Genomic DNA, 24,556 nt, shown 5'->3' on the forward strand with positions numbered 1-24,556 from the left:
GGGGTTGGGCGGGGTAAAGACATTGGGATCCACGAAAAGGTTCGGGGCTGTATCGGCAAGATGCGTAGTCGAGCACAGAAATCAATATCTACGCGCGTCGCCATCACACCACACCCGTGTGTCCGACTTTTTTCTAAAACAGGTAGCAACTGGAGTTGGCTTTATTGGCTGGAGCACCCACTGGTTATAACGCCGTTAATAACTTCAGAACCGTAGGCGCAGACTGCTTCCAAGAATTTCTGACGAACCGCCTATATCGAAAATGGGGACGCGAAAATGGGGACGGATTTATTTAGGCTTGGCGCTGACCGGCCAGTAATCACTCAATAAACCTGTATGCTTTCTCTCCGCTCAAGACAGCCGTTAAAAGACATAACATCCTTTTACGTTAGACGTTTCGTATCTCCATGACTTTATTATCCGATCCGCAGCGACAAAAACCGAATATCGACAATCTCTAATCCAAGTTATGTAATAGCGTTTGCCTCCGCTTTCATCAACAACCTTATCAAACGTCTTGTTCTCATTTACAGGCGACCAATATGAGTCGCCACAGCCTCGCGTGCAGTCCTTGTAAAGATGGGAATCAAAATGAGTACCTACCCAGAGATTCATTCCATTTTCCCAATTGGAATGGGAAGGTGCGCACCCCGCCAAGGCCGACAATAATACGATTAAAAGCCATTTATTAATTTTCACGCTTTTTCTCCGATTCAATGGCTGGGCGGTACTTATCGTACAGGGCTCCATAATTCACAATCAGAGCAGGCGGCATGCTGCCCAAATTTTCAAAAAGCGACATATCCGCTTTTTTGTAGGCTTCCAAATTAATCATCCAGCCATCGTGCAATGTAGCAAACCCATTAAACCCTGGAACTTGATTTAATATATTGCTGACTGGAGTACCGTGACAAACAGAATAAAAGCTACCACAGTCTGTTGTACGGTTAAGACCAATATTTTTCCCCTCTCTTATCACGCCACCCTCATCAACTTGTGGGACATAGCCGCCGCTAAGCGGGTCATATTTTGCCCCTCCGTCTCTGTCCACGCCTGGTCTTACATCCGGCCCACGGCCAGCAGAGTATTCATACACTTCGGTCAGCGCCCCCGTGCCCGCGATGGTCAGCCAAGACTTTTTATCTTTGCCACTCAACACGCCTTTCAGTGCGGTATTCGCGGTATAAGCCTTGACCCGCTCGGCATAACTCACCGTCTTGTAGTTACCGTCCGATGTTAATTCACGCCCCCAACCGTTGGTGAAGGCCGCACCAAAACCGGCAATCGCCGCGCCCGTGGCGTAGCCTTTCAGGGCATCTGCGCTGGTCACATCGTCAAACACCTTTCCAAGATTACCCTTGTTATTGATCGTGCTTGCAGCCGCCGTGCCTGCCATTGAAGAGAGTGCCGTTGTAATCATCACGTTACCCCAGCCTGCCGCCGCCACACCTGACGCTGTGCCCGCCGTCACCATCGCAGAACTGCCCGCCGCCGCCATTGCCGTACCCGACCCGGCACTGGCCCCGGCCGCAGCACCCAGTGGGCCGCTTGCAGCTCCCGCGGTCAGTGCCGTCACGACAATAATGATGGCCAGCATCGCGCCCTGGCCCAGACTCGAATGGCTGTACTTAAAGGAGTCATGCACCTCTTGAACCTGGCGCCAGTCGACATCGCCGCGTTTCTCGGCATCCTTCAACCACGCCAACTGCGGGTCCGCCTTGACCATCACATCAATGGTCTGGGCAACCGTTTTCTGGTCGATATGGTTGATATCAACCTTCAAGCCATCGACGGCCTGGATCGCGAACTTGCCCTGTGCAACGATTTGAGTCTGGCGAAGGGTTTCATCGGTGTTGCCGCGCCCTGATGAGCTCGTCCAGGCCAAATCGCTTTTGCTCTTGGTATGGCTTTCTTGATGCAGGTCTTTGACCGCCTCGAACGTCACCGATCCACCACTGAGGATGTTGACGTCTTTGCCACTCGTCAATTTGGCGCGCTGGTAGAGTTGGTCACTGCCACTGATCAAGCCGATATCGCCACCTGCATTGATTTCACTGCCGACGTGCGTCACGCGGGTCACTTCATCGCGACGGGTTTGTTTACTCCCCCAGCCACTATTTTTCTTCATGTCATAGAGTGTGTAGGCGCTGTTTTGCCCCGCCAGCAGGCCCAAGCGCCGATCGCTGTACAGGTACGCCTCATTCCCCGCACTGATCTTGCTGGCGACGAGCGTCGTGTCACGCCCGGCCTGGCTGGTAAAGTCCCTGCCAGCTGTCAACACACTCGCGACTTGCGTGGTTTGCTCGTCCGAGGTCTTGATGCGTTTCTTGCCATCCTTTTCCCGGCCCTCGACGTTGTGCGTATCACCAACGGAGACAACGTTGAAATCGCGTACAGCCTGCACGTTCATGTCTTTGCCAGCGGTAGCGTTGCTGCCGATGATATTGACGTCCTGCCCAGCCTTCATGTTCAGGTTGCCCCCCGCCGTGACGGAGGCGGCAAGGTTTTTGACGTCGGTGGTGATGCTGGATTTGTGGCCGCCGTCGCTGAATTCATGCTTGACGCTGGTATCGCTGGCGGCAACAAGGTTGAGGTCGCGGCCGGCGACGAGGCTGGCGTCGTTACCGGCGACCAGGGCGCCGCGGTTGGTGAGGTCGCGGTGGGCGTCCATGGCCAGGTTTTCGCGGGCGACGATGGTGCCGGCGCTGCTGTCCCTGAGGGTGCGCATGCCGGCGCCGTCACGCACCTGGATGGCGGTGGTGTCGTTGGTGATGTCGCCTTTGAGCGTGGCGAGGCTGACTTGCTTGCCGCGAATTTCGCCGGCCATGGCGTTGCGGATGCTGTCGTCGGCCAGCAGGCTCAGGTTGTTGCCGGCTTCGATCAGGCCGCCGGTGTAAATGCTACCGCCCGTGCTGGCGGCAGAGAGATTGTTGCTGGCGCGCAGGGTGCCGACGTTGACCAGGTCGCCGCCGGTGACCAAGTTCAGGTCGCGCCCCTGAATCAGGCTGTTGCCGCGTACGTTGCGCGATTCGGCCTGGGCCAGGTACAGCACCGGGACGAGGACTGTCTGGCCGTCGACTACGCGGTTTTCCATCCACACAATGTCGTGGGTCAAGGCGCCGACCTGCTGGCTGGTCAGCGTGACACCGACACTCAGACGCAGGGCGTCTTTGCTCGCGAGGGCGTTGTCCATCAGGTAGCGGAATTGGTCGGCGTCGCTGTACAGGCCGCCAGCGAGGAAGCGTTGGCCGGTCTGGGCGAGCACCGCGTCGCGGATCAGGCGGGTTTCGTACTGGCCGTCACCGAGGCGACGCCAGGCGTCGTCGGCGCTGTAGCCGAGTTTGCCGAGCATGTAGTCGGAGCTGAAGAAGCCCTCTAACGAGGTGAACTCGGGGTTGGTTTCGATCAAGTAATGGCTGGTAGGGTCGACGTTTTTAACGAACAGACCGTATTCGCCCTTGGGCAACTGGAAGTTGGGCGCGGTGGTGGGGTCGACCGGCGCGAACGGCGTGCCCGTGTAGTCCACAGGCACGAATCCGCCGCCGGGTGCGACACCGGCCACTGGCAGCACGGTGCCGGGCGACTGGGCGCTGACGTCGTTGGCGTGCTTGCTCAGGTTGATGTTGATGCCACCGACAGGGATGCCGGTCTGGTCATCGCCCAAGGTGCCGGTCAATTGCGCCAGGGTGTTTTCGTGCAACGTGCCGTTTTGCAGGGTGCGGGCGACGTTGAGGTTGACGGTGCCGCCGGCTTGCAGGGTGGCGCCATAGCCTGGGCCGGTGTTGTCGGTCCAGGTGGTGACGTTACTGACCTCAGCGAAACGGGCATCCGAAGAACGCGCCTTGAGTGCTTCGAAACGCGCCAGGTCAAAGTTACCGGCCGCGACCGCAGCGTTGAACGCCGGGATATCGACGTACTCCATCTGGTCCCAATAGCCAAGGTCGATCCTGTACGGCGTACCGATGACGATGGTGTTTTGACCGGTGCGCGTACCCGCGCCCTGGTTGAGCAGGTCATTGGCGACGATGCCCAGGTTGCCATTGGCGGCCAGCAGGCTGTAGCGGTTCTGCACCATATTCGCCTGGATCAGCAGATCCTTGCCTGCCACAAGGCGAGCGGGTGCCGAGTCCTTGACCGCTGATTCGAGGTAGGTCTGGTAGATGTTGATTTGGCCACGTTTGAACGAATCATGCCCGTCGCAATGCTGGCCACATAACCACTCCACACGCCCACCCTGCAGGGTTTGCCCGAGTTCGAATTCGGCCTTGGCGTTTTCCACAAACGCCGCATTGATGCTGATATTGCCGGTACTTTCGACGGTGCCGGAAAGGTTGCTGAAACCGGCGGCAGGCCCGCCATCAATGGCGGCAAAGCTGAGGTTGCCCTGGCTGTACACGTCACCGTAGGTATTGCTGAAGTTGTTGCCACGCAAAATCATATTGCCGCCACTGAACAGCAGCGAATCGGCAGCATTGGTGAAACCGTTCGACGCCAGCAGGTTCACGGCACCCTGGGCGCCCAGGGTTCCTCGGTTATTGATCTGGGTCGCCGCAATGTCCAGTTGCTGACGTGCGGTAAGAAAACCAAGGTTATCCAGCGTACCGCCCAGGTTCAGTTGAGTGTGGCTGCCCGCCAGGCGTCCGCCGTTCTGGCTGAGGTTATTCGCCGTCACGCTGAGTTTTTGCAAGGCCGACACACGACCACTGTTGGTGATGTCGCCGGTGGTGGTGATGCTCAAATCACCATCGCTGAGCAATTCGCCGCCGTTGTCGAGGCTGGCTACGTCGAGGATCAACCCCTTGCCACTGGCCATGCGGTCACCGGCCTTGAGGGTCAGGCCCTGGGCGCTTTTGTAGGTAAGGACTTCGTTGAGTTGTACACGGCCGAGGCTGACGACTTTACCGAATGCCCAGTCAGCGGTGCCCATGCCCTGGATATTGCCTTGGCTGCCAGTAAGGCCGGCAGTGTTGATATGGAACAGGCCACTGCCGGCGTGCTGCAACATACCGCCCTGGTTGTTGAGGTTCGCGGTGTCGAGGCGCAAGGCCTGGCTAGCGAACTCCAACGTACCGTTCTGGTTGTTTAGCTGGTCGCTGAAGTCGAGGCTGCTGTTGGCGCCGCCCAATGCACGCACTTGGCCGCCGGCACTGTTGTCGAGGTTGCCGCCGACGAGGGTCAGGCCTTGGTTGGCTTCGATCAGGCCCCCCTGGTTGGTGAGGGTAGCGCGTGAGGTCAGGTTGAGCACATTGCCGCTGATCTGGCCGCTGGCGCTGTTGTCGAGGGTCGCGCCGCTGACGGTGACCTGTTCTTTACCGAACAGTTTGCCGCCACGGTTGGTCAGGGCTTCGACCGTCAGTTGCAGGTCGCCCAGCAAGCTCGCCATCAGGCCACCGCTGCCGTTGTCGGCCTTGTCGGCGGTGACGGTCAAGGTATCGCCTTGCACAGTGCCGCCCTGGTTATCCAGGCTTGCGGTGTCCAGTTCGGTGTGCGCGCCGCCGCTGAGGATCAGGCCTTTGCGGTTGGTCACACTCTGGCCGCTGTAGCCCAGGCCCAGGTTGCCGGCCAGCAGTTGGCCGTTGTCGTTGTTCAAATACTGGGCGGCGATGTCCAGACGCTTGCCGCGCAGGGTGCCGCCGTCGTTGTTGAGGGTGGTGAGGGCCTTGACCAGCAGGTTGCGCTCGCCGGCGTCGATCACGCCATCGACGTTGGTCAGCAGGTCACTGACGTTGAAGGTGATGTCGCCGCCATCGCTGACCAGCGCGCCCTTGTTGCTGTTGGTGAAGCGCTGGGCGGTCACGTCGACCGTTTGGCCGAGCAGGATGCCGGCGCTGTTGTCCAGGCGCTCGCCTTGCAGTTGCAAGAGGCCTTCGCTCTGGATGCGGCCTTGGGCATTGAGCAACTGGCCCGGGCCTTTGAGCAGCAGGCTGACGCCTTCGGCACCACCGGCCAGCAGGCCGGCGTTGCGGTTATCGAGGCCGGAGGCGCGTACGTCGAGCTTGTCGCCGAGCACACGGCCGGCGCGGTTGTCGATGTCCCCTGCGTTGACGTCGAGCAGCAGCTGCTTGCCGACGATCACGCCGCTCTGGTTATCCAGGTTCGCAGCGTGCAGCTCGACATTGCCCTGCCCGGCCTGCAAGCGGCCTTGAGCGTTGTTGAGCTGTTGGGCAGTCACGAGAGTGAGCTTGCCGGTGTTGGCGCTCAGCACACCATTGGCGTTGCTGCTAAGGGTGCCGGCGTTGAGGCTGAGGTCGGTGCTGGCCTGGGCGAAACCCTGGTTGTTGTTGAAGGCGTTGGCGACGGTGAGATTCAACGCGCCATTGTCGGCCTGGATCAAGCCTTTAAGGCTGTTATCAAGGTTGGTGGCGTTGACTGTCGTCACGCCAGCCAGCAGCACGCCGTTCTGGTTGTTCAGGTTGCCCGCGTTGACCGTCAGTTGGTTGGCGACGACCTGCCCACCGTTGTTGTTCAGCTCGCGGCTGTCGAGCACCAGGCTGCCGCCGGCCATTTCGATGCGGCCTTGGCGGTTGTCCAGGGAGGCACTGGTCAGCGTGGCGGCCTGGCCGTCACCAAAGCGGATCAAACCGCCGAGGTTGACAATGGCCGGTGCGTCGACGGTCAGGGCCTGCTCGCCGAAAAGACGTGCAGTGGCGCCCTGGTTGGTCAGTTTGGCGCTGCTGACGCTGACGCTCTTGGCCTGGATGATTGCGCCCTGGTTGGTCAGCGCTTGCGCGGCGGTGATCGCCAGGGCTCGGCTGGCCAGCAAGTTGCCGGTGGTGTTGACGGTTTGCGCATCGACGACTAGGTCGCCGGTGGTGTTTCGACTGTTATCGGGCGCGACACCCGCTTCGATGATGCCTGGGTTGGTGACCGTGGTCGCCTTGATTTCGATGCGTTGGCCGGCGGCCACACTCTTCTGGTTGACCAGTGCCTGGGCGCTGGTCACTTGTACGTTGCCGGCGGCGTAGACCTTGTCGGTGAGGTCGACGTTCTGCGCCGTGACTTTGACGTTACCGGTGGCCTGCGTTTGCGCCATGCTCAGGCGTCCATTGGCATCGATCTGGATATCGCCGCCGCTGGCCGCGAGCGTGCCGTCGAGTTTCACGCCCACACCGGCTTCGGTACCCACCAGCTTGATCGCGCCGGCATACATACCGCCCAAGGCCGACGAATCAATGGCCAGCTCAGGCTTGGTGCTGCCGTCATCGGCGCGTGGGGTGGCGTTCAGCGTTCGCGCGTCCACGTCATTGCGACCGGCGATCACCGTCAGTTCGCGCGCGTTGATCTGCGCGTTGATCTTGGCCGAGCGGGTGATGATTTCGAAGCGGTCGACGTTGCTCGCGTTCAAGCCCTGGCCATCAATGGTCACGGCGCCGCCATCGACCTGGTAGCGCTGCAACTGGCCGTTCGCGTCGAGCACCGGTTTACCAGTAGTCAGGGTGACGTTTGGCGTGTTGATGAAACCACAGCCGCTGCAAGTGACGCCGTAGGGGTTGGCCACGATGACCTTGGCCGATTGCCCCGCCACTTCGGTGTAGCCGCGCAGCTGGCTGGGGCTGCCGCCGTTGACTTCGTTGAGGATGACGCTGGCTGCGCCGCCCTTGAGGTTGGGGTTGCCGACGATATAGCCGCCCAACTGGGTGTTGGTCACCGCACCGTTGGCATTGTTGAGGATCACACCGTTGGGACCCACGTTGTAGTCCTTGAACTGGTTGTGGGACAGGCCACTGCCGTTAGGCGTCGCGATGTTCACCACGGGCACGCCATTACCCGCCGCGCCAACGGTGGTCCCCGGCGCACTGACCACGATGCCGTCGGCCCGGGCCAGCAGCGGCTGCCAGAACAACGCGTTGGCCAGTATCAGCACCAGCCCGCGCTTGGGCAGGCCGAGGAACGAGTTACGCGGTATCAATGCCGCGGAAGGTTGGCGGGCCAGAAAGGCAAATTGGCGAACATCCATTTTCAGATTCTCGTTGCTGCGGGGCGTTTAATTACAGGAAGAAATCCATACGGAAGTAGATCGGCGCTTCGCGCTCGCTCATCACTGCCGGGCGTTCCAAAGAATGCGCAAAGGTCACACTGGTGCTCAGGTTCTTGCCGCGGGCGAACAGCTCCAGGGAGTTGCTCGAAACCCGGCCGTGCACACGGTCGTTATAGCGATCATTGCTGATCACGCCTTGGTCATAGCCGACGCTGGCGCCGTATTCAGCAAAAGCCGGGCGCAGCCAGTCGACGGTCACCGCACGGGCCCAGCGCACTTCGTTGCGCCAGTAGCCGCCGCTATCGCCGATCAACTGCTGATCCTTGAAACCACGCACCGAGGCAGAACCACCTAGGCTCATGCGCTGCGGGCTGAACAGAATGTCTTCACTGCGTTGGCCGGTGGCGAGGCTGGAGAAACTGAACGACTCGCCCCACAGGGCGAACGGCTGCAGGTAGCTGACGGTGGCGGTGTATTTGCGGTAGCGTGAATTGGGCTGGCGATTACCGAACGGGTCGCGCTCCTCTTGAGATTGTGCGTCGAACATGCCGATGCCGTTCTGCATGCCCAGGTCGACGTTGACGAATGCGTTGCCGATACGGCGCCCGTGGTTGATGCCCAGTTGCAGTTCGCTGAGGCGGTTGCTGCTTGTGCTTGTACGGGTGTCGAGGATGTAGTTATTGGTGCGCAGGTGCGCAAGGCCCACGTTCACCGATGTCTTGCTCACGTCGTCACGGTGGACCACCCGCTCAGCGCGCAGTTGGTGGTTCTGGTTGTCGCCGTTCTGTTTGAATTTGAAGTCGTTGAGCATGCCATAGGTACGGTAGTCGCTTTCGCTGTAGGTGTAGCTGAAGTTCCACCAGCCCCACGGCACGTTGTAGTAGAGCATGCTGTTTTTCGAGGTTTTCTGGTGGTCACTCACGGCGTCGTGGCCGCCGCGCAGTACCAGGTGATCGGCCAGGCCCAGGGGGCTGTCCCACTCAAGGCCTGCCCCCCACTGCTGTTCGCCGGTGCTTTTCTGCCCATCGTTATTGCGCGACAGGCTGGCGCGCCAGGGTTTTTGCGGGGTGTTCTTGACCACCACTTCACTGCCGCCGATCTGCGTACCGGGGGTCAGTTCCATCTGCGCCTGCTTGGAGGGCAAACGGTTGAGCTGGTCCACCAGTTGCTCGACTTCACGCAGGTTGAGTGCCTCGCCCACCTTGCCGGGAAAGGCCATCGCCAACTCACGGTCGGTGACGGTACTGCCTGGGGCGCTTTTCAAGGCTTCGAGCTTGCCTTCCACCACCAACACTTGCAGGTGGCCGCTGGAAAGGTCTTGCTGCGGCAGATAGGCACGGCTGGTGACGCGGCCTTTGGAGAGGTAGAAGTCCGTGATGACCTTGAGCAGTTCATTGAGCTGTGAAACGCCCAGGCACTGGCCTGTGTAGGGTTTGAGCAAGCCCGCGCGGTCGTCGGCAGACAGACTGTCAGCGCCCTTGAGTTCGATGTCTTTGATCGGGAAGCAACGTGTGTCGGCAGGCGTCGCCGGGGCCGTGGGCCTGGCTTCTTTACCGGGCAGGTCCTTGAGTTCTTCGAGGCGCCGGCGCTGCTCTTCAAGCAGGCGGTTCTGCCGATCGCGGATCAGGTCCTGATCCCCGGGCGTAGGGGCGGCGGTGGCACTGTTCAGGCCCAAATAAGCGAGCATGAAAGTGCACAGCAATAACCGAGTCCGTGGCAATAACAAAGACATATTCGATCCATCGAAAATCAAGTGGCGCAAACTAACACCTAACTTCCTACAACTCAAAAAGCCGAGCTAGTTGGAACTTAGTACTAATTTTTCACGCAACGCATTGATTTATAACAACTAAAAATCATCATAGGTAGAAGCCTTCTGATCATGGAATTTTTATTCCGACCAGCGGCAGCACCCTTGATGGCGATTCATCGGAGAACTTACAGATAGCCATTAATTGGCCATCAATTTCTTACCGAGATAACTTAGTATCGGAAATAGCAGAAAAGTTCGCGGCATTTTTGTGAATTGGATCCCATTTGTCGGGATTAAGCCCGATCGTCCCCACGTTGCATGGGAACGATCTTGCAAAGCGCTTCCTTAGCTCGCGTCTTTGTTCTGATCCTTGCCGGGCACCAGCGTCAGCCCTGGCTTCTCCACATCGCGGGAGACATGGGATTTGACTTCCGCCACGCCACCCTCCTCGTCGTTATGGATCACCAGCACCCCAGGCCGACGCAGCTGCTCCAGATCCCCTTCGCCTAGGCTGAAACTCTCGCTCAGGTTCTGGTCGCTCAAGGCCTTGGCCTCGGCGCGACGCTGGGCGAACTTGCGGCCCCGGCGCTGCTGGTAGCGCGCCCAGCTGATCAGGATCAGGGCGTTGAACAGGGCGATCCACAGGTAGATCTGCAGGGTGTTGAGCGCTGCAAAGATCGGCGCCTCAATCCGAGGGCCACCGTGGGTCTCCAGCATCGAGTTGATCCCACGTGCCAGCAGCCAGATCAAGCCGGCCCAGGCCATCAGGGTCAGCAGCACGTCAATGATCCACATCACCATACGTTGGCGGGTTCTGACCAGTTTCATGATCACGCCTCCTCTTCAGTAGGTTTGATGCCGCGATCCGGGCTGACCCAGCGCGCCCGCTTCCGGTGCTGGTTGAACAGCACCTTGGGAAAACTGACCAGGGTGGTGAACAGGCTGACCAGCCAGAACACCATCGGGTACCACACGGTCCAGAACAGGGTCTTCCACAGGTCCTTCTCGTAGCGGCGGTCGATCATGATGCTCACTGCAAACTGCACCAGACACACCATGGCCAACACCAGGCCGGTAAACGCGGGCGGAACCAGGGAGTCCACCGTGATCGCCGGTGGCAACACCATGAACTTGCCAAGCACGTAGAAAATCACCGACAGCAGGAAGGTAAACGCCCAACCGGTGGACAGGCAGTATTCGAACAACAGCGGCCACAGGTAACGATGACGCCATTGCCAGATGCCCCGGATATTCTTGAACAGCACCTCAGCGCCACCCTGAGCCCAGCGCAGGCGCTGCTTCCACAGGCCGCCGACCGTCTCGGGCATCAGAATCCAGCACAGGGCACGGGGCTCGTAGAAGATGCTCCAGTGATCGAGTTGCAGCTTCCAACTGACATCGATGTCCTCGGTGATCATGTCGGTGCTCCAGTAGTCGATACGGTCCAGCGCCTTTTTACGGAACGCGACCACCACACCCGACACCGTAAAGATCCGGCCGAATACCCGTTGCGTGCGCTTGATCAAGCCGATGATCGAAGAGAACTCGCCGACCTGCACGCGGCCGATCAGGGTCGAACGCGTGCGGATGCGCGGGTTGCCGGTCACCGCCCCCAGGCGCGGGTTATCCAGCATCGGCGCGACCATGTAGGCCGCCGCGTTTTTATCCAGCAACGCGTCGCCGTCGATGCACACCAGGTACTCACTGCGCGCCGCCACGGCGCCCATGCGCAAGGCCACCGCCTTGCCCTGGTTCTGCGCCAGGTGCAACACACGCAGACGCGGGTGCTCCAGTGCCAACGCATCGAGCACTGCGGCGGTGTTGTCTGTGGAGCCGTCGTTTACCGCGATCACCTCAATGTTCGGATACAACTGACCCAGCGCCGCCTGCATGGTATCGGCGGCGTTATCCCCTTCGTTGTAGCAAGGGATGATGATCGAGATCAGCGGGTTGCCGGCCAAGGTGGGCGCCGGAGTGTCCTCTTCCCACGGCCAGTGGCGTTCCCAGTGCAGCCAGAAATACAGGCCGCCTGCGATCCACAGCGCCGACATGAACAGCGGGTAGAAAAACACAAAGTCCATCAGGAACTGCCCGGTGACCAGGAAGATCAGGCCCAGGGGCACACCCAATACCAATGCCAGTACGAATAAAGCCAGGAGTCTGTCGAACATGGTCAAGGGTTCCATTGGTTGGAAAGGGCCGGACGCACCGTTTTCAGGTCCGGGGAGTTTTCCAGGAAGTTGTCCGGGTAGTAGCCAAAACTCGTGACACCCTGGCGCTTGAGCACACCCATCCATTCAGCCATCTGCGCGCTGTCGATATCCGGCGCGGCCTGGGTGCGCCAGTCTTTGGCTTGCAGTTCGAATACCGTGCGCTCCATGGCGCCGGGACGCGCCTTGACCGTGGCGACCAGCTTCTCCAGCCAGGCATTGGAGTTGCTGTACTCCTGGCCTTCCATCAACGGCATGGCCATGGGCGCGGTCCAGTCGTAGGTCTGGAGGAAATCGTCGAGATTCTGCGCGAACCAGGCTTCGCTGCCTGGGTTGAGCATGGGCTCGGCGAAGATATTGCGCGCCGTCTGCACCTGCGGCCCACCGATGGCGCGGACCTTGGCGGTCAACTCTTTGGTGAAGTCGATCAGGTAGCGGCTCTTGAAACGGGTCCAGCGCTGCATCACGGCGGGGTCGGCACGCAGGGCCTCGATCGTAGCCGGCAGGCCGGCGGCGGCGTAAGCCTTGAGCGCGGCGGGGCTAGCATCTTCAAAATCGTTGAACACCGCATCGTCGTGGTACAGCACGCCGTCGATGGCATTGTTGCGCGCCAGGTCCTCGTAGATCTCACCGATAATCTTGCGCACTTGCGGGTCAAACGGCGACAGGCGTTTGTACTGGTCAGGGTCGAGGCCGACCTTGCCGGTTTCCGGGTCCCACCGTGTGACGCGCGGCAGCTTGGGGTCGAGGGCGAAACTGAGTACCGGCATCCACGCATACACGCTGGCATGGGCACGGGTGTGCAGCTGCCAGGAGACGCGGTTGAACAGGTCGGCGCGCACCGGCAAGTGACGGTTGGGGAAGTACAGTTCATGCACCAGGCCGTCACCCTTGGGGTCGGCGAAGGCTTGCAGGAATACCGTGCCTGCGCCCATGTCCACCACCCGCTGCACGAGTTGGTCGAGGTTGCGGGCCTGTTGGGCCGGGTCGGGGTCGTAGACGTTATCCAGGTCCACGTGCAGTACGCGCATCGGCGCCTTGGCTTGCACCGCGACCATGCTGTTGGCGAAATGCTCGCCGTCCGGATCGGAGGCCACCAGGAAGCGTGGGCTGTTCATCAGGTCACTGGAACTGTCGAGGCCATCTTCCAGGGTCAGGGCCATCTGGTAGCCCTGCTCGCCAATGATCGCCAGCGAGGTGCCTTTGGCTGCACCGTAAGGCCATACCCACACGCGTGGTTTCTTGCCGGTGACCGTTTGGATCTTGTTGGAAATCGCTGCAACGTCAGCACGCATGCGCGCCTCGAACTGCGCCTGGGTTTCATAGCGTCCGGTGGCCGGATCAAAACGCAGCGAGGTCGCCGCCGGCTCCAGGTTGCCCTGGGGGTTGGCCAGGATGCCTTTGTGGCTGTTATCGGTGTGCGCGGCGATTTCCACCAGGCCCGACTGGGACACTTCGCGGATCTGCTGCCAGGTCAGGAATTCGCCGCGCGGCCGTGGCTGGCCGGCAAAGTCCACCGGCTGGTTCATGGGCGTATCGATCCAATAGCCCACCGGCGCCAGCAAGGCCGGCCAGTGATAGGCACGCAGGATCGGCATCACCCGCGTGTAGAAGCTGGAATAGCCATCATCGAAGCTGAGCATGATCGCTTTGGGCGGCAACTCAGGCCCACCGTTGCGAGCCGCCAGGATCTGGTCAACGCTGACCGCCTTGTAGCCGTTCTCGCGCAGCCAGGCCAACTGCTCGATCAAACGCTCGGTACGCACCGCCACCACCGCCTGATCGGGGTCGCGATCCTCGACGTCGTGATAGGCAATGCCAAGGAAATGGTTTTTCGGCCACGGCGCTTCGTTGGCCGGGGTCGGCCGCTCGGCGGGTGGAGTGAAGGGCGCGGGTTGCTGGGCACAGGCACTGGCCAGCATTACGCCCAGGATCAACAAGCAACGGCTGAGGACGGTCATGGTCAGGCTCTTCTAGAAACGGTAAGTGAGGTCGACGAGCAGACGCAGATCGCGTTCGCGATCGCCGTCGTAAGGTCGGCTGATCAGGCTCAGGTTGGCGCCGGCTTCCAGGACATCGTTCCAGCGATAGCGTTGGCCGTAGCCGACCAGACCAATGCCACCGGTGGAATAATCCTGCTGGCTATACGTACCCGCACCGACCTGGAACTGCTGACTCCACTGGGTCTCGTAGCGGTGATAGAGCACATGGTTGATGTTGAGGACAGGCAACACGGTGAAGTCCGACTTCGGGTTGAAGTAGACCGTATCTTCCTTGCTGTTACGGCTGGCGCCGACTTCCAGGCCCAGGTCCACTTGCACTTTCGGCGAGCTGTAGAGGCCTTCGCGGCCGCTGAGCAAAGCTTCGAATCGGTCGTTGCCGTCGCTGAAATGGGAGGGGCTGAGGGTCAGTTTCCACTCGCGGCTTTCATTGGCGCGCCAGCGGATGAAACCGCTGCCGCCGTTGGCGGTGATCCCGTCATTCAACGCGCGCAATGGCGTGGTGGACAGGAGGTAGCCGAGGCTACCGCCGTACTGCCAGTTGTCGTTGATGTCGCGCGCAATCGACACGGCGGCACCTTGTTTTGAGCCATCGCCGTAGGAATGGTTGGAGACCTCGGCTTCAATGGTCATGTCACGGGTACGCCGCTCCACGCCGACCACTTGCCAACGGTGATGGCCAGTGCCTTCTTCAAAGTCGGCCGTCGCATAACCGGCACCGGCGAACAGGCGCCAGTCTTCGTCGATCGGCGGCGTGTAGAGGCGGCTTTCAATGCCCCAATCCCGGCTACCCGAGACGGCACCGGCATCGCCGTTGTTACCACCGCCAAAGCTTTTACCGGTGTAGGCCTCGACCCGCAGCTCGGCCATATCATGCACATCACGCAGGCGTTTGAGACGCTGCACCTGGCGGTTGTCTGGGTTACGGGCGACCACATCGTCGGTGAGGATGTCGAGTTGACGCCATTCCTGCAGGTCCAGGGCCGTGAAGCCTTGGGACATCTCCAGGCCGATGTCACGCGGGCTTTGCGTTTCGGTTTCCTTGAGTGAGCGCTCGGCGCGCCGTGGCCAGTCGCGGGCTCGGTACATCTCGGCTTGCGCCAGGCGCAGGCCGATGCTGCCAGGCGCCTTGCCGACCAGTTCTTCCAGGGCTTTTTCGCTGGACGGCAGGTCGGAACCATAGGTGCCGGCCTGGGCGGCCAATTGTTGGGCGTCCATCCACTCGTCGTTTGGGTTGCCGATCGGTAGCCCCTTCAGTTCAACACGAGGTTTCTGGCTGTCGGCCAAGTTCTTGGCGACCGCCCGCGCTTCGTCCACCTGATCGTTTTCGAGCAAGGCGTAGAACAGTGCGGTGCTGTCTTCAACACGATCGCCCACATCCGCATCGGGAGCGCTCAGCGCTTGGCGATACAAGGGCGCAGCCTTTTCCGGCAGGCGCTGGTCGAGGTAGGACGCGGCCACCCAACGCACCGCATAGGTGGGCAACTGCACACCTTCGGCTTGGAGGGTTTCGTACTCGCGGATCACCTCGGCGGTACGCGCCCGCGCCTTGAGCGCACCCAGGCGGTCGATGCGCCAACGCACCACATCGTCTTTGGCCGTGGGGTCCGGGGTCCAGCGGGCGAGGAGTTGATCGTAGCCCTGCAAAGCGCGATCAGCGATGACATAACGCTCTTTCTCGGTACGCGTGGCGAACTCGGCCATGCGCACGCGCTCGGCGGCCAGGTCGCCTTCGAGACGACGCTGGGTCACGGGGTCGACAAGACCGGGACGCTGGGCGGACAGGCGCAGTGCGGGCTCGGGCAGACGCGCTTTTTGCAAGGCGACGATGTATTCGCGAGCCACTTCCGGTTTGTCGCCGGCGCGGATAAACGCCTGGTCGAATTCGTGCAGTGCGTCGTACTGCAAACCCGCACGGGTCAGCGCATAACCCAGGGCCATGCGTCGATTGGGATCATCCGGTTTGCCGGCCACCAGCGCACGAGCGCGTTGCACCGCTTCGTTGGTTTTGCCGCCGTCAGCCTGGGTCAGTGCCAGGCCCAGTTGCAGGTCAACATTGTTCGGCTCACGCAGCAGCGCTTTGCGATAGACCGCCTCGGCCCGCGCCCACTGCTTCTGGTTGCGATAGGTGCGCGCGACCGTCGCCAGCGCCTGGGCGGTCAAGTTGCGATTCTGACCCTGTGCCTCGTACACCTTCAGCACTTCGGCATCCTGGCCGGCCCAACCGGCGATCACCAGGTGATCGCTGATCTGCCCCGGCGTCTGGCGCTCGGCGGGCAATTGGCGAAGTTGAGTCAGGGCGGGTGTGAAGTTGCCGTTGCGCGCCTGGATGATCAGGGCGTCATAGGCCGGGTCGGCCATGGCGAAGGTGGGCATCAGCAACTGGCTGCACAAGGTTACCCCGATGAGCAGCCGTAACCGGCCTGAGGCACTGAGTGGAATGTGTCGCAGCATATCGTGAGCTTCCTTACACACGGAAAGCTGTAACGATAGGTGGTCCTGAGCAATCTGCATCAGGGTGTCGGCGTCTCGTGACCCGACCTAGCTTTCCTGTATGAACTATCCCCGACGCGCCGATGAAAAAGGGCAATCAATAACAATTGTTCAGAATTGCCCATCAAATCTGAAATACCAATGGGGGAGCGGGCTTGCCGGCGATAAGGGGGTACCGGCCAACACACGCGCCGACCGTTTGACCCCTATCGCGGGCAACCCCGCTCCCCCATTATTTATTTCTGGGCGATGGCGAAATATTTACTGCGCGCCGCCCACCGCCCCCATTTTGGACATCACGAAGCCAATGAATTGCTCGACGGTCATCTTCTGGCCGTTGAAGGTCACTTCATTGTTGGCGTAATGCAGCTTGGACACTACGTCGCTGCCGACCAGGGTTGCCAGCTGCGTGCCTACGGCCATGCCACTGACCATTTCGCTCGCCATCTGGGATTGCTGCTCGATGGCTTTAGGGTCGGTCACACCACCGACCTGCGCCTGCAGGGCGGCAACGTCGGCGATCATCGGCTTGGACAGGGTCAGGTTGGCGTCCAGCAGCGAGACCATTTGCTTGCCCAATTCAACCGGAGGCAGCTCCATGGAGGTCGGCTTGGCCAGGTCCACTACCAGATTGAACTTGCTTTCGCCGTGGGTGGTTTTCAGGGACAGGTTTTCCAGCGCCAGGTGCGGCTTGGCAGCCAGCAATTGGTTGACGTTGGCTTCAGCAAGGGTTTGCTCGGCTTCGGTCAGTTGCAGCTCAGGCACTGGTTGGCCGGCAGCGGCAGCGGCTTGTACCGGCTGCATCTTGTCCTGATACAGCTTGGTCAGCACCAGACCGGACGGCACATCGATGTTCTTCAAGCTCAGGGCCATGGCAGCAGAGCCGACCGGCTTGCCCTGGTAGCCAATCTCGTCGATCTTGTAGTCGACGCGGCCGGACATGTTGTTGTCCTTGATTTCGCTGGTGTCTTTCTGCTCGAAGCCCTTGAGGGTCATCACGGCTTTCTGCGGGCCGAAGGTGAGCTTGGTGTCGCTCAGCTCTACGGTGTTCTGCCCGGTGTAGAAGCCGAAGGTGGATTTCTCCAGGTTGCTGGCCACGGTCAGACCGGCGAGTTCGACGTTGAACGGCGCGCCATTGGCGTCGACTACGTCCAGCTTGAGGCTGTTCATATAGCCTTCAACCTTGACCTTCTTGCCCTCCGCGGTGCTGTCGAAATCCAGGTTCACACCGGAGAAGCTCACCGAGGATGTCTCGTCCTTGAATTCCAGCGGCAGCAATTCGAGGTTGCCGGTGACCGAACGGCTGTAGCCGATATTGGCCACGCCTTTGAGCGGCGGCACGTCTTTGGCGGCGGCGAACCATTTTTCGGTGGTGGGGTTTTTTTCCAGCGCATAGTGACTGGTGGCCATGACCGGCAGCCACTTCAACGACACCAGGCGCGAGAACGGCAGCGGGCCGTGTTCGATATGGTCGACAAACAGCAGCTCAGGGTTCGGGTTCTGCTCGCCGAAGAACGAGCCTTGCCCCTTGAGGCGATAGTGCGCGGTGCTGCTGAACAGGCCACGTTCCAGGGACACCAGTTCCAGGTTAACGGTGCCGTCGACGCCGGCCATGGAACGTTGCAGTTCCTTGTTGGCATCCTGCACGGCCGTTTGCAGCACCGGCTCCAACTGCTTGCCGGTGTACCAGGCACCGCCTGCACTGACGACGCCCACGGCGACAACGAAACCCAAGAGAACTACGGCTGGCTTATTCATGAAGTGACCTGATCAAATCCTGTGAGAAGTGGGCTGTCTTCCTTGAACCCCAAGGGGGATTGGCTCAAGCCCGCCGAAAACGGGGGAAGATTAGCACTGGCGGCTGCGAACGGCCCAGCTTTTCAGAGGCCTCAGTTCAGGACTGGTTCAGGAATACTCCAGCTCTATTTCATCCAACTGGTGGTCGAAACTCTTCAGGCGCGCCGTCCAGGTGTACACCAGCACCTCAAACTCGCGGTGTATCACGGCATTGCCGGGGGTGTCGGCCTTGGGGTCGCAGAAGTCCAGTTGGTAGCGTTCGCGGGCCATTTGCGTGGCCACGTCGGACAATTCCCGCGCGTTGTTCAGCCAGTGCCTTCCGTCGGCCACTTGCCGGTCGAGGGCCACGCACTGTTTCTTCAGGACTTCGAGGCTTTTTTCCAGGGGTGTGCCAGTGAGGTCACCCATGACCTCCTGGAAGGTCCGCCCCGGCTGCCAATAGCTGCCCCAGAAATAGCGGTCGAACACGGTCTCGACCCGACGCAGCGCGACCTTGGTGTCCCAGATCGCCACGCGGGTCTTGCCTTGTTCGAGGAGTTTTTTCTTCACCCGTTGATTCTGGTAAGAGGCCCAAGCCACTACGCCGATGGACAGGGTGCCGATCACCAGGCAGGCGCTGTCGAGAAACACCATCGCCTTGTCGAGTTGGTGAGCCAGCATGACGCCGTAGAAGTAGGTAGCCGACAACAATACCAGTGCGAAACACACGCACCAGAAAGCGGGAGCATAAGGGTTTTTCATTATTGGAATCCCCATGAGCAAACGCGAACAGTGACAGGCAGAGCGTCACGGCTCTCCACCTGTCAAAGCATAGTCATTCGCTCAGGGTTTGCTGGGCTGAGACGCTTGCGTTCGTCCGCTTTCCCAACCACCGCCCAGGGCCAGGAACAGATCGATCTGGCTCATGGCAACCTGAGTGTTGGCCGCGGCCAGTTGCGCGCGCACATCGGTGTACGTGCGGGTGGCTTGCAGGTCGGCCAGGAATGAGGCGCGTCCCGCCTGGAAGAAACGGTGAGTCTGCCCTGCTGCTTCCTTGGCCGACTCGCCGGCTTCGGCCAAGGCATCGCGGCGTTGCAGTTGCGCGGTGTATTGCGCAAGGCCGGTCTGGGTTTCGCGGATGGCATTGAGCACCACCCCGTCAAAGTGCGCCAGGGCGCCCTGGGTTGCGGCTTCGGCCTCGTGGACGCGCGCGCGGGCGCCGTTGGTCGGTACAGTCCAACTGATCATCGGGCCAAAGCCCCAACGGTTGGTTGCAGGCTGACCAAGGTTGTCGAGCAGGCCAACGGTGCCCACGGTGGCGCCGATGCTGATATCCGGGTAAAGCGCGCCAGTGGCCACACCGATACGTGCGGTGGCTGCGGCCAGTTGACGTTCGGCCTGGCGCACATCGGGACGGCGTTTGAGCAGTGTCGCACCATCGCCGACCGGCAACAGTTGGGCGATATGGGGTAATTCAGCGCAGGTGCCGGTGCCCGCCGGCAGTTGGTCAACCGGCTTGGCCAGCAGCATCGACAAGCGGAACAAACCAGCTTGGCGCAGCGCTTCGTAGCGCGGCATGTCGGCGCGCAAGGATTTGTATTGGGTTTGCGAACGGGTCACCTGGGTTTCATCACCACGCCCTGCGTCACGCAGGCGTTGGGTCAGTTGGGTGCTCTGGGCTTGCAAGTCGAGGGACTCGTTGGCAATCGCCAGTTCTTCGTTTGCCGCACACACTTGGGTGTAGGAGCGCACGACATCGGCCACCAGCGTGATGCGGGCGATATCGGCAGCGGCCTGGGCCGCATCGGCGCTGGCCTGGGCGCTCTCGATGCCGCGCTGCAAGGTGCCGAACAGATCGAATTGATACGAGGTGGTGATCCCCACACTGCCGATGTTGCCCACCGGGACTTTGTCGGCCAGCAAAAACGCTTCGCCGGACTCTTGCAGGCGCTGGGCCTCCGCCTTCGCGCCGAGGCTCCAGCCGCCTGCGGATTCAGCTTGCTGGGTCTGATAGCGCGCACGCTGCAAGTTCGCGGCGGCCACGCGCAAGTCAGTGTTCGAGGCCATGGCCTGGCGCACCAGCTCATCCAGGCGCGGGTCTTTGTACAACTTCCACCAATCGGCCGGCACCGGCGCCGACACTACGTTATTGCCCTCGCCCGCAATGTGCCCTTGCAGGTCGCCACGGTTGATGGCGGCTTTATCTGGCAACGAGTAATCCGGCCCCACCACTTGGCAGGCCGACAGCAACAACCCCAACGCAGCGGTGGCCAACAGCTGCTTCATGGTTTGTCTCCGTCTTTAACCTTATCGCCGATGATCGAGACGGTGGCTGTACGGCCGGCGATCATGCGGAAGTCGGCCGGCACATCATCAAAAGCGATGCGCACCGGAATCCGCTGGGCCAGGCGCACCCAGCTGAATGCCGGGTTGACGTTGGGCAACAGGTTGGAGCCGCTGCTGCGGTCGCGGTCTTCGATACCGGCGACGATGCTCTGCACATGGCCGTGCAGACGGGCGTTGTCACCAATCACACGGATGTCCACACCCATGCCGACGTGGATGCCGTCGAGTTTGGTCTCTTCGAAATAACCATCGATATGGAAAGAGTTGCTGTCCACCACCGACAACACCGGGCGCCCGGCGGTGACAAACTCCTGGGTACGCGGCGCACGGTCGTTGACGTAACCGTCCACGGGGCTGCGGATTACCGAGCGATCGAGGTTGAGCTGGGCAGAATCCACCGTCACCTGAGCCTCGGCCAGGGCCGACTGGGCACGGGCCACGCGGGACTGACTTTCTTCCAGTTGTTCGCTGGGCACCAGGTTGCCAAGGCCACGGTTACGCTTGTACTCGCGCTGGGCCTGGGCCAGGGTTTCCTGGCGGTCGGCCACAGCGGCCTGGGCTTGGCGCAACGCCAGTTTGAAGCGATCCTGGTCGACGGCAAAGAGCACCTGGCCCTTGGTCACCAACTGGTTATCGCGCACGTCCACGCGCTGGATCAGCCCGGACACGTCCGGGGCGATCTGCACGATGTCGGCACGGATGTGGCCGTCACGGGTCCAGGGGGCAAACATGTAGTACATGACCATGCGCCACACCACGACGACCGCAAACGTCACGATCAACAGGGTCAGGACGACACGGCCGATGGTCAAAAAAGGTTTTTTCATGTCATCAGGTATCGACTGAGTGAGTCCACCGCGCCCAGCAACAGCGCGTAGAGCCCCACATTGAACAATGCCCGGTGCCAGACCAGGCGATAGAAGTGGAGCCGGGTCAACAACCCGTGCACCACCAGGAACAACACGTACGTAATGCCCATCAGCACCAGCAGCGTGGGCAGAAAGACCCCGCTGATATCCAGATCACCGATCATAAAGGCGCTCCATCAGGCAGCGGCGCTTCCATCTCGGTGCCGCCAATAAATTCCACGCCCGGTAGCAGTGACAGGCGCAAGCCAGCCAGCGCGTGCAAAAGGTGCAGGCGAGTGTCGTCTTCGTCTTGCAGGCCCTGGCCGTTGAGGGCGCGGCGGGTGCGGTCCAGGGTCATCAGCAGACCGCTCGGCGCAGGCAAGCGTTCACCGGCCTTGAGGCACGCCTTGAAGTAACCGCCTACGCCTTCGACGACTTGGTTGAGCAACACCCGTGGCACACCGAGGATGCGCGGCGAGTAGGCCAGCAGATCGAGCAGATTCAGCGCCACGCGCAAATCGCGCAGGGCGGTGCCGGTGTCTTGGTTGATCAGGGCCAGGCGCGGCAGGTGCTGCATCAGACGGTCGAGCATCTGCGCAGCCATGTGCCGGTGTTCGGCCAGGGTCGCGGGCTCGGTGAGGCTGACGATGTCGCGCCAACTGAAACGGGTCAGGCGCTTGGCCGCCAGTTCAGCACCGAAGGGCCGCGCGATCAGTGTCCACACAAAGGCAAACAGCAAGCCCACCGGCCCCGCCAGGTTGACGTTGGCGAAATTGAGGAAGTCGGCGTCATAGGCGCCCTGGATGCTGATAAACGACGAGGTGTTGACCAGCGTCAGCAGCATGCCCAGGTAAAAACGCGGCTGCACCGTGAGCGTGCCGATGCAGATAAACGGCACGGCGAACGCCAGCACCAGCATCGGAAAGTCATGCAGGTTGGGCAGCACCAAAAACAGGTAAAGACTGGCGAACAGCACCGACATGGCGGTCCAGAAAAAGAACCGGTAGATCTGTGGCGCCGGGTCGTCCATCGAGGCAAAAAAGCTGCAGGCGACGGCGGCCAGGATCACCGCGCTGCCGCCGTCGGTCCAACCGAGCAGGATCCACAGCACCGAGGCAACGATGATCGCGGTGACGGTGGAAAACGCCGAGTAGAACATCAGGCCACGGTCGAGGAACGGCGTGAGCCGGCCCAGGCGCCAATGGCGGTACACGGCGCGCCAGGTGTCCTGGCTTTCGCACTGGATGGCGGCTTGCAGGCTGCGGCAGTCTTGCCACAGGTCGATCCATTCGCCCAGGCGGTACAGCGCGTTGGAGAACAGCAATGTGTGACGATCGTCCAGCGCTTCACCTTGAGGTTGCAAGGCATCGACCTGATCGCGCAAGGCGCGCCAGCTTTCCATCGGCGCAGCGTCTTGGGTGCCTTCCAACCATTGGCGGGTCGCCTGCAGCAGCGGCGTGATCTTATCGAGGAATTCCGGCGCGCGATGCTCGATGGCATACAACGCATCATCGAGCGCATCCACCACCGGCAACAGGTGAATCATACGCCCGCGCAGTTCCTTGGTATTACGTACCGTCTGGGGGCGCGCGCCTTCGTGGGGCAGTTGGCCGATCATCAGTTCAAGGGTATTGAAGGTGGCGACCATGCCACCGCGCAGCGTGCTGATTTCGTCAGGCTCAACGTTGCGCGTCAGAAAGCGCTGGCTGTAGACCTGGGCATCGGCAAACCACTTGGCCACCGAGCCATCAAACACCGGCATCAGCCGGCGCGGCCAGAACATCGCGCCCACCACGGCTGCCACCGCGATGCCAAGGAAGATTTCCTCGGTGCGCGCCTCGGCCACATCCCACACTGCCAACGGGTTATCCACCACCGGCAGCGCGATCAGCGGCAAGGTGTAGCCGGCCAGCATCAGCGCGTAGTTGTTGGCGGTGCGCAGGTGCATGGACAGAAACAACAACGTACCCGTCCACAAGGCAATCACCACCACCAGCATGTAGGGCGATTGCACGAACATCGGCACAAAAATCACCGCCGCCGCCGCGCCCATGAAGGTGCCGATGGCGCGGTACAACGCCTTGGAACTGGTGGGACCGACAAACGGGCTGGAAACGATATACACCGTGGCCATCGCCCAGTACGGACGCGGCATTTGCATGAGCATGGCGATGTACAAGGCAATCATCGAGGCCGCAAAGGTGCGCACCCCGTAGAACCAATCACGGGCGGGCGGGAAACCGGTAAAAAATCCGTTCAAAGCGAAGCCGCCTCGAAGGCGCGCAGCACACGCAGCGCGGCTTCCATGTCGCTCCGGGGAATGTCTGCCAGCACTTCCTTGCGCAGGCGCACCAACTGCCCTTCCACCGCTTGCACCAGTTCGCGGCCGCGCTCGGTCAGGCTCAGGGCCTTGGCGCGACGGTCATGGATGTCTTCGGTGCGGCACACGTAACCATCGGTGCACAGGCGGTCGAGCAAGCGCACCAGCGACGGGCTTTCCATCCCTGAAGCCTGGGCAACTTTGACCTGGTGCACACCATCGCCCAAGCGGCCGATCATCAACAACGGCACGGCGCAGGCTTCGGAGATGCCATAGCTCACCAGCGTGGTCTGGCAGATTTTGCGCCAGTTACGGGCGCCCACCACCATGCTGCTGCTGAGGTTCATCTGGAGTTGTTCGGGAGAATGAGGCACTGGATAGTTCGCATACAGTTAGTTTGCTAACTATCAATATGGTGGATGGATCGAAATGCGTCAAGTTTTGAAACAATTTAGTGGATGGGTGGGAGGCGGTATGGCTGAGTAAAAGTGGGTCTAGGAACGGCTGCAGAATTCCAACACCCCCACAGGTCGATCATGGACCGATCCGTCCAAGCGGTGCTTTTGCCCTTTCTGCCAAATTTTTTACGCCCCTCGCCCACCCCGCAACATCAAATTCAGCTCATCCACCACCTCAGCCCAATCCGCATCCTCCAGAATCTCCTCGCGCAAAAACGCCTTCTGGCTGTCCGTCCAGAAAAACGCATCCGCCAGTTTCAACTCCGGCTTGAGCGGCGAATGCACCGCCACAAATTTCTCGATACTCACCGGGTCATCCGGCAGGCCCAGCTGTTTGAACAGTGACGGCAAGCTATGCACGGGCGATTCCATGG

The 24,556-nt window shown here is 60.8% G+C and carries 14 protein-coding genes; all 14 read right to left on the minus strand.

Annotation, left to right across the window (positions count from 1 at the left end; translation table 11 throughout):
• Nucleotides 1-688: 688 nt before the first annotated feature.
• The 14 genes from AB4O08_RS11735 to AB4O08_RS11800 all read right to left on the minus strand — a co-directional run bounded on the left by AB4O08_RS11735 (nucleotide 689) and on the right by AB4O08_RS11800 (nucleotide 24,554).
• A complete protein-coding gene (locus tag AB4O08_RS11735; RefSeq protein WP_460114143.1) occupies nucleotides 689-7,957 on the minus strand; it encodes a two-partner secretion domain-containing protein in 7,269 nt (2,422 codons plus the stop codon).
• Between the two features lie 31 nt (nucleotides 7,958-7,988).
• The gene (locus tag AB4O08_RS11740) at nucleotides 7,989-9,710 is read right to left on the minus strand and encodes a ShlB/FhaC/HecB family hemolysin secretion/activation protein (RefSeq protein WP_457244227.1); all 1,722 of its coding nucleotides are present in this window, start codon (nucleotides 9,708-9,710) and stop codon (nucleotides 7,989-7,991) included.
• A 366-nt stretch (nucleotides 9,711-10,076) separates the two neighbouring features.
• A complete protein-coding gene (gene pgaD, locus AB4O08_RS11745) occupies nucleotides 10,077-10,559 on the minus strand; it encodes a poly-beta-1,6-N-acetyl-D-glucosamine biosynthesis protein PgaD (protein ID WP_010214236.1) in 483 nt (160 codons plus the stop codon).
• A 2-nt stretch (nucleotides 10,560-10,561) separates the two neighbouring features.
• On the minus strand, nucleotides 10,562-11,902 hold the full coding sequence (gene pgaC, locus AB4O08_RS11750; protein ID WP_010214237.1) for a poly-beta-1,6-N-acetyl-D-glucosamine synthase: 1,341 nt from the start codon (nucleotides 11,900-11,902) through the stop codon (nucleotides 10,562-10,564).
• Between the two features lie 2 nt (nucleotides 11,903-11,904).
• Nucleotides 11,905-13,902: a poly-beta-1,6-N-acetyl-D-glucosamine N-deacetylase PgaB gene (gene pgaB / locus AB4O08_RS11755; protein WP_042571281.1), complete on the minus strand. Its 1,998-nt coding sequence runs from the start codon at nucleotides 13,900-13,902 to the stop codon at nucleotides 11,905-11,907.
• A gap of 12 nt (nucleotides 13,903-13,914) precedes the next feature.
• The gene (pgaA, locus tag AB4O08_RS11760) at nucleotides 13,915-16,395 is read right to left on the minus strand and encodes a poly-beta-1,6 N-acetyl-D-glucosamine export porin PgaA (protein ID WP_010214240.1); all 2,481 of its coding nucleotides are present in this window, start codon (nucleotides 16,393-16,395) and stop codon (nucleotides 13,915-13,917) included.
• Between the two features lie 300 nt (nucleotides 16,396-16,695).
• Entirely contained in the window at nucleotides 16,696-18,192 is a 1,497-nt protein-coding gene (locus tag AB4O08_RS11765) for a YdgA family protein (RefSeq protein ID WP_010214241.1), read from the minus strand.
• 147 nt (nucleotides 18,193-18,339) lie between these two features.
• Entirely contained in the window at nucleotides 18,340-18,972 is a 633-nt protein-coding gene (locus tag AB4O08_RS11770) for a hypothetical protein (RefSeq protein ID WP_010214242.1), read from the minus strand.
• A gap of 81 nt (nucleotides 18,973-19,053) precedes the next feature.
• Nucleotides 19,054-20,496, minus strand: coding sequence for an efflux transporter outer membrane subunit (locus tag AB4O08_RS11775; protein ID WP_010214243.1), 1,443 nt, complete (start codon nucleotides 20,494-20,496; stop codon nucleotides 19,054-19,056).
• Nucleotides 20,493-21,383, minus strand: a complete 891-nt coding sequence (locus AB4O08_RS11780; RefSeq protein WP_010214245.1) for an efflux RND transporter periplasmic adaptor subunit — start codon at nucleotides 21,381-21,383, stop codon at nucleotides 20,493-20,495. The genes AB4O08_RS11775 and AB4O08_RS11780 overlap by 4 nt, the downstream gene beginning before the upstream one ends.
• A complete protein-coding gene (locus AB4O08_RS11785; protein ID WP_010214247.1) occupies nucleotides 21,380-21,589 on the minus strand; it encodes a DUF1656 domain-containing protein in 210 nt (69 codons plus the stop codon). The genes AB4O08_RS11780 and AB4O08_RS11785 overlap by 4 nt, the downstream gene beginning before the upstream one ends.
• Entirely contained in the window at nucleotides 21,586-23,664 is a 2,079-nt protein-coding gene (locus AB4O08_RS11790) for an FUSC family protein (RefSeq protein ID WP_010214248.1), read from the minus strand. The genes AB4O08_RS11785 and AB4O08_RS11790 overlap by 4 nt, the downstream gene beginning before the upstream one ends.
• On the minus strand, nucleotides 23,661-24,071 hold the full coding sequence (locus AB4O08_RS11795; RefSeq protein WP_010214249.1) for a MarR family winged helix-turn-helix transcriptional regulator: 411 nt from the start codon (nucleotides 24,069-24,071) through the stop codon (nucleotides 23,661-23,663). Before AB4O08_RS11795 ends, AB4O08_RS11790 begins: the two co-directional genes overlap by 4 nt.
• 237 nt (nucleotides 24,072-24,308) lie before the next feature.
• Nucleotides 24,309-24,554, minus strand: coding sequence for a DUF2789 domain-containing protein (locus tag AB4O08_RS11800; protein WP_010214250.1), 246 nt, complete (start codon nucleotides 24,552-24,554; stop codon nucleotides 24,309-24,311).
• Nucleotides 24,555-24,556 lie beyond the last annotated feature (2 nt).

The organism is Pseudomonas sp. H3_E07, assembly GCF_054668895.1.